This is a genomic window from Butyricicoccus sp. (assembly GCF_050872565.1).
Taxonomy (GTDB): Bacteria; Bacillota; Clostridia; order Oscillospirales; family Butyricicoccaceae; genus Butyricicoccus_A.
Window position 1 is genome coordinate 1 of the sequence record NZ_JBNMHC010000161.1, and the last position, 4,955, is coordinate 4,955.

General features: G+C 50.0%; 4 protein-coding genes. All 4 read left to right on the forward strand.

Features of this window, described 5'->3' with window-relative positions:
- Positions 1 to 1,964: polysaccharide pyruvyl transferase family protein (locus ACR0P9_RS07545; RefSeq protein WP_432618847.1), on the forward strand; the 1,964-nt coding region annotated here is incomplete at its 5' end.
- Positions 1,965 to 2,364: 400 nt separating this feature from the next.
- Positions 2,365 to 2,859 carry a 5-(carboxyamino)imidazole ribonucleotide mutase gene (gene purE, locus ACR0P9_RS07550; RefSeq protein ID WP_432618849.1) on the forward strand — a complete coding sequence of 165 codons (495 nt, stop codon included), beginning with the start codon at positions 2,365 to 2,367 and terminating at the stop codon, positions 2,857 to 2,859.
- Between the two features lie 39 nt (positions 2,860 to 2,898).
- Positions 2,899 to 3,576 (forward strand): phosphoribosylaminoimidazolesuccinocarboxamide synthase, encoded by a 678-nt coding sequence (locus ACR0P9_RS07555; protein ID WP_432618851.1) that lies wholly within the window; start codon positions 2,899 to 2,901, stop codon positions 3,574 to 3,576.
- Between the two features lie 46 nt (positions 3,577 to 3,622).
- Positions 3,623 to 4,955 (forward strand): amidophosphoribosyltransferase (gene purF / locus ACR0P9_RS07560; RefSeq protein ID WP_432618853.1); only part of this gene is annotated, 1,333 nt, incomplete at its 3' end.

Sequence of the window (4,955 nt, forward strand, 5' to 3'; positions counted from 1 at the left end):
AAAATGCGACGTCCAGCCGTTCTCTGTATTATTATTTGGTGACGCTGCTCATGGCGAAGCTGCGCGGCTGTAAGGTTATGATGTACGGCAGCGGAATCGGACCGGTGTACGGCAGATTTCACCGCTGGGCAGCAGGGAAAATTATTGACCATTGCGTAGATGTTGCGACATTGCGCGATGAGGATTCACGCAGAGAATTGGGACATATGGGTGTAAAGACACCCAAAATACTGTGTACCGCGGATCCAACCATCAGCATTCATAAGCTGCATACAGAACAAGGGGCCAAGCTGCTGGAATATTTGGGCATTCCTGCGGATGGCACGTATCTTGGTCTCGGCTTGCGGCAATGGAAGGGATTTGACGAAGCGGTAGAAGACATCGCGGAAGCACTGGAATACGCTTGGAAAACCTATAGTTTGATTCCAGTATTCGTGCCGATTGAATATCCCAGTGACTGTCAAGCGGCAAAAAAAGTGATAGAGAAGCTCAACTGCCCATATTATCTGATTTCAGAGCAGCTGGAAATCAGTGAGACGGTATCTGTGCTGGCCCATATGAAGGCGATGATCGGTATGCGTCTGCATTCCTTGATTTTTGCCGTAGAAAATGGTGTGCCGAGCGTTGGCGTTTCCTATGATATGAAGGTAGACGGCTTTTTGAAATCTATCGGATGTTCCGACGCCCTGCTGCACATCGAATCTGTGACAGCGCGGCAGCTGCAAAAACAAATCGACCGCTGTATGCAAGCACAGGAGCGCAGCAAGTGGCAGCAGGCGGCACAAAAGCTGATCGACGAAGAGGGTAAAAATCTCCATGAGGTGCGCGAGTTGCTGTATGGCGCGTGTACACATCAATCCAATCAAGCAAGTGAGGGGCAGAAGACAATGAGACAGCAGAAAAAACGAATCGCAATTTTCCAAAGTGATCTGCATGTCGGCGGCATACAGAAATCATTGGTCAACTTAATGAGTCTGGAAGCAATGGATCGGTATGACGTAGATGTCTATCTGTTCGACCGAGATGTATTTTTTGATCTTTCGGATATTCGTCCGCACATTCAGATTCATTATCTCAAGGCATTTCCTTATTATTTCCGTCTGGTTCCGTTTGGCGCAATTATGAAGTTGATGCCGCGGTTTAAATTTGCCACGACAGAGCCGTATGATGTGGCGATTGATTTCAGCAATTATCAGCAGGACTGTGCCTTCGGCGCATTGACGGTTCCGGCAAAAAAGCGCGTCATGTGGATTCATAACGATATGGAAATCAAGTACCGCGAAGAAAAGAAGTACCGCATCTTGTGGACGTTCTTCCATTCTAAGTTCCATCGATTCTCGGAGTTTGTCGCTGTGTCGGACGGCATTATCCAGCCGTTTAAAAATAAGACGGGACTGAAAGATGCCAAGGTGACGGCGATTCCGAACCTGATTGACACACATGAGATTTTTGAAAAGTGTGATAAGCCGATTGACTTTGAAGTCGATCCCAAGAAATTTAATATTGCTTCTATGGGACACCTGTACCATCAGAAGGGCTATGACATCATGCTGGATCAGCTCAAGTCGGTCTGCAAAACGCGAAAGGATCTCGCGGTGTATATCTTCGGTGACGGTCCGGATCATCAGGCACTTGTCGAGCAGGCAAAGCGCAACGGACTGGAACACATCGTGCATTTTATGGGCTATCAGTCCAACCCATACCCGTATTTGAATAAGATGGATGCCTTTTATCTGGAATCCCGCTATGAAGGTCAGGGCATGGTTTTGTGGGAGGCAAAGGCACTCGGTCTGCCGCTTATTTTCCCGAAGCGACTGGAAAAGTATAATATTTCTCTCAAGGGAACCGAAGATATTCAAGATACTCTTTTGCACATCCAGCGTACACCAAAGACCAAGGACGATCTGCATGAGTACAATGACGAAATCTGCCGCCGCTTGATCCATCTGATTGAGTCGGATTGATCTGTGCTGTCAAGGTAGTGCGGCGGGAAAACAGTATAAAAAAATGACGAACTTCCGCGAAAAAGGTTGGTCATTCTAACAAGATTTTTACATAAATCAAACTTGCTATTGAACTTGCGGGAACTCTGTAATACAATAAAGGTGAGATAGCGATCCCCTTTTCCATCATGGGCAGAAAGGAGCCGGTGACATGTTCGCAGCAAGCCTGAACTACAGTGCAAGTGCAAGAGGAGCATCCTGCGCGCAGCAGGGTTTTCGTCGCGGACTTTCTGCGTCTGTATGGCTGGGGATTACTGGAAAATAAAGCAATGATTAAGCAGGACATCGTATAAGCAAAATACGGTGTCCTGTTGTTTTTGTCAAATCTCAGTTTGGAACAGTATCATAAAGGAGCATTATCATGAAAAAAGTATGCATTGTTATGGGTTCTGACAGCGATCTGAAGGTCATGGAGGGCTGCATCAATAAGCTGGACACCTTCGGTGTTCCGTATGATGTTCGCATCATCTCTGCACACCGCACTCCGGCAGCAGCTGAGGCTCTGTCCAAGAATGCAGCAGCAGATGGTTATGGTGTCATCATCGCGGCAGCAGGCAAGGCTGCTCATCTGGGCGGCGTTCTGGCAGCACAGACGACCCTGCCGGTTATCGGTGTTCCGATCAAGTCCTCGTTCATGGACGGTCTGGACAGCCTGCTCTCCATTGTGCAGATGCCGACTGGCATTCCGGTTGCAACCGTTGGTGTAAACGGCGCAGAAAATGCGGCAATCCTCGCTGTTCAGATGCTGGCTCTGAGCGAGCCGGAGCTGGCTTCCAAGCTGGACGCATTCAAGGCTGAAATGGCAGAAAAGGTAGAAGCAAAGGACGCAAAGATCCGCGCAGAATACGCAAAGTAAATCAAACGCGCCGATTGTTTGAGGCAGGGGGCAACGCTCATGGAAAAACAAGATTTGCTGTACGAAGGAAAATCAAAAACAGTATATGCGACCAATAATCCGGAGCTGTTGATCGTTGCGTATCAAGAGGAAAAAGGCGCGGTGAACAATCGTGTCTCCAACGAGGTCATGCGGATGCTCGAACGCAAAGGCGTTCCGACGCATCTGGTGCGGCAGCTCTCCGACCGAGAGACCGTCGTCCGAAGGGTGCGCATGATTCCGCTGGAGATTATCGTTCGCAATGTGGTTGCCGGTACCTTGTCCACGCTGATTGGGCAGCCGGAGGGCACCCGTCTCCGCTCTCCGGTGCTGGAATACCGCTATAAAGCGGCGGCTTTGGGCAATCCGATGATTAACCGGTTCCATGTCTTTGCCTTGGAGCTGTGTACGCCGGAAATACTGGAAGAAATCGACCGATTGGCCTTCCGCATCAACAAAATTCTGCGGCAGCTGCTGCTCGAAGCGGATATTCGACTGATTGACTGCAAGCTGGAATTTGGCTGTCTGCCGGATGGCACGGTTGTGCTGGCGGATGAAATTTCTCCGGATACCAGCCGCTTGTGGGATGCAAAGACCGGCAGAAAGCTGGGAAAAGACCGCTTTCGTCGGGATTTGAGCGATACCACAGAGGCGTATCAGGAAATTTTGGATCGGCTGGGACGCATCCATTGCGAATAATTTTACAACAAAGTATCTATCACTTGGCTTTTGAATGAAGGTTTCTATGAAGTATAAAATGAGAAAAGCAGCCTGTACTCCGTTTGACGGACAGGCAAAGCTGCATGAAGAGTGCGGCGTGTTTGGCGTTTACGTCAACAAAGAAGATATTGGAAAGATCAGTCCGGCACATGACGCGTATACCGCTCTGTTTGCTTTGCAGCACAGAGGTCAGGAGGCGTGCGGCATCGCGGTAAACAACAACGGTGTCATCAAGTGCCATAAGGATATTGGTCTGGTCAATGAAGTGTTTAATCAGGAGATTCTGGACAACCTGCCGGGCACCATTGCGGTAGGACATGTCCGCTACTCCACGACCGGTCAGCCGGCGCGTGAGAACGCACAGCCGGTATGTATTACCCACTGTAAGGGCAATCTGGCTGTTACCCATAACGGCAATCTCGTCAACGCAGGCAAGCTGCGCCGAGAGATTGAGCTGGACGGCGGCATTTTCCGCTCTTCCAGCGATACCGAAGTGCTGACCTACACCATCGTGCGTGAGCGTCTCAAGTGCGGCAGTATCGAAGATGCCGTACTCAACGCCATGAGCAAAATTGAGGGCGCATATTCCCTCGTCATCATGTCTCCGCGTAAGCTGATTGCAGCGCGTGACCCGCATGGTTTCCGTCCGCTGTGTATCGGCAAGCTGATGCATTCTTATGTTTTTGCATCGGAGTCCTGTGCACTGGATGCACTGGGCGCAACCTTTGTCCGTGATGTAGAGCCGGGCGAGCTGGTTGTTGTCGAAGATGGCGAGCTGCGTTCGATGAAGTGTAATATTTCTTGCGATCATACGACCTGTGTCTTTGAATATATCTATTTTGCCCGTCCGGATTCCGTCGTAGACGGTGCGTCGGTTGCGTTTGCCCGTCAGGAGGCAGGACGCTATCTGGCAGAAGAATATCCGGTAGAGGCAGATGTCGTCGTCGGCGTGCCGGACAGCGGCATTCCGGCTGCGATTGGTTATTCCAAGGCATCAGGCATTCCATATGATGTCGGTCTGATTAAAAATAAATATATCGGCCGAACTTTTATTCAGCCTGGTCAGGACAAGCGTGAGCGTTCTGTCCGCATCAAGCTGAATGCTCTCCGAAACAATCTGGAAGGCAAGCGTGTTATCCTCGTAGATGACTCCATTGTCCGCGGCACGACCTGTGCGCGTCTGGTAAAGATCCTCAAAGACGCTGGCGCAAAGGAAGTGCACATGCGTATTTCGTCCCCTCCGTTCCTGCATCCGTGCTTCTTCGGCACAGACGTACCGGATCGAGAGTATCTGATTGCGTATGGCAGAACAGTAGAGGAAATCCGTAAGCTGATTGGCGTAGACTCTCTGGGTTATC